The 2,167-nt window shown below is 44.7% G+C and carries 1 protein-coding gene; it reads right to left on the bottom strand.

The annotated features are described in order from the left end of the window. Positions 1-2,076 (bottom strand): DUF6443 domain-containing protein (locus RLN88_RS10590; RefSeq protein ID WP_350221372.1); only part of this gene is annotated, 2,076 nt, incomplete at its 3' end. Between the last annotated feature and the right edge of the window lie 91 nt (positions 2,077-2,167).

A 2,167-nucleotide genomic window follows, 5' to 3' on the forward strand; every position in this document is an offset into this window, starting at 1 on the left:
ATTTAAATCAGGAAAGCTTTTGTATTTGGTATACCCTCTGGAGTTGTTGGTATTAACCGTCTCGTATCGTGCACTCTCCGCTGTAATCAAATTCAATACACCCTGAAGCTCTCCCCGATCCCGTTCTTCATGTATTTCCCCTGAGAATATTTGCCTGTTGAGCGCATCGTACTTGTAGAAAGTCCAATACTTTTTACCCTCCCTTCTCTGCGCTGAATGTCTCGTTAGCACCAGTCTGTTCCAATGGTCGTAGACATACCGGACCCATCCTGCACCAGGTGCATGCTTATCTGTTACTCTGCCTTTGTTATCATAGATGTATTGAAAGGCCAACTCTTCTACCTGAGCCTGGTTAGGTGAAGCTATGTCTACCAGCAATGGCGGTATGATAAATCTTAGCCTGCCCAAATCATCGTAGACATTATAGGATCCAATCCACTTCTGCTGATCTTTATCGTAAATCTGAGAGGTAATGGTGAGTCCCCTTCCATCCGTGACTTTTCTGGATTTTCTTCCTTCCACGTCCGTCACCACTACTACAGACAGTTCTTTGGCTTTGTATGTCCCATTGTGTTTAGGCTGGCCATTCGTGATCTTCCATTTGATCACATCCGAATGAATGCTCGACGGCTTGTCAATAGCTTTGGACGGATCAAAAACAGCGTAGGTATAAGTTGTTTTCTTATCGTTTGTATGCCACGCTTCGCCAGGGGCGATGACAGACTTTACCCTTCCGCGTGCATCCCACTCTGTCTTGGAGTATGGCATGGCATCATTGCCTATTTTGTCAGTAGTTGTATAGAAGTTTTCTTGCTCATCTATTGCAGCGAGAGTCTCAATGAATTCGCCCGGAGCTGCTGCCTGCTTGTAATATGGCAGGTAGGAATACTCTTGTCTGCCTTCTGCGTTGTAAACGCTAAACTGGACGACATCTTCAAAGTCCTGGCCTGCTTCCACAGCAACACTCATCGAAGGTCGGCCTAACCCATCCGAATAGGCATATGTTGTGGATTTCTCATCGGCGTGAAGGATGGATAGTTCATATTCATCTTTCACAGGAATTCTTGGCACCTCCGTTCTCACAAAATTTTGATCTTGAGAAGGCGGAACATTGCAGTTTTCATAAAACTCAAAGGTCACCGCATTAGAAGTATACTTTTCTGAAGTGCATGGCTGATTGTACCTTACAAAGTAGGTAAATCCTTCATGAACGTTGATTTCAAGTGAATTGGGAATTTTACCGAAATCAATCTCCTTTGTGCCGTCAGAGCCAATCAACCGCGTGCGGTACCCTTTTACATCAGTACCCCTAGCGAAGGTGAATTCCACCAATTCGCCCGGACAGACCTTGCTCTCGCTCGCACTTAAAGTACCCAGCTCTTCGCTTGTAATGATGTCATAGCCTACTATTTCTATCACATTCGATGACACCCATGAGCTGCCGGCAGACCGGACATTTCTTTTTATCTGGGTATCAGCCGATAAAAGATGATCTGGTGTGAAAGTCTGAAAGTTTGAACTAGGAAAATTCTTCCAACCAGTTCCATCATCGTACTTCCACCGATATTCATAAGCCCCATCTCCACCTTGAGCCAGGGTACCATTAAGTGTCCCTATGTTGGAACCGTAGCAGGTCTCATTTTGATCATAGCTAATTTCACCTGCCTCCAATGGTGGAAGAATAGTGACATCAATTGGGTCAGAGTAAGCTGTCATTCCATTGGAAGTCACAGCCCTGCGGTAGGTGAATGTTCGAACGATAGTAGATGATGGAGGAGTGTAGCTCGCTCCGGTTGCACCAATAATGTTAATGAAGTTTACAGTCACTTGCGGCATCTCACCACCTGGCACCATAAAGGGGCTTATCATCTGCCATTGATATTGATAAAATCCGTTACCACCAGAGGGGCTACTCACAGTGAGTTCCGGCATCTCACATCCATTGCAAACCTCCAAATGGGAAACAAGAGGGGTTCCGGGATTTAGATTGATAGGTAGAATTGGATCTATCTTTCCGAATAGATAAGGCGAGTGCAATAACGCAAAAAGCGTTACCAGCTTAGTGAGTATCTTCATTAAGGGTTAGGTTATAAGTGGAATGATGCCTAGCTGAAAACATCAATCGGGTTCAAACCTAGTACCGCTTTATGATATTTACAAATTTCTT

This window comes from Ekhidna sp., assembly GCF_040223195.1.
Lineage (GTDB): Bacteria > Bacteroidota > Bacteroidia > Cytophagales > Cyclobacteriaceae > Ekhidna.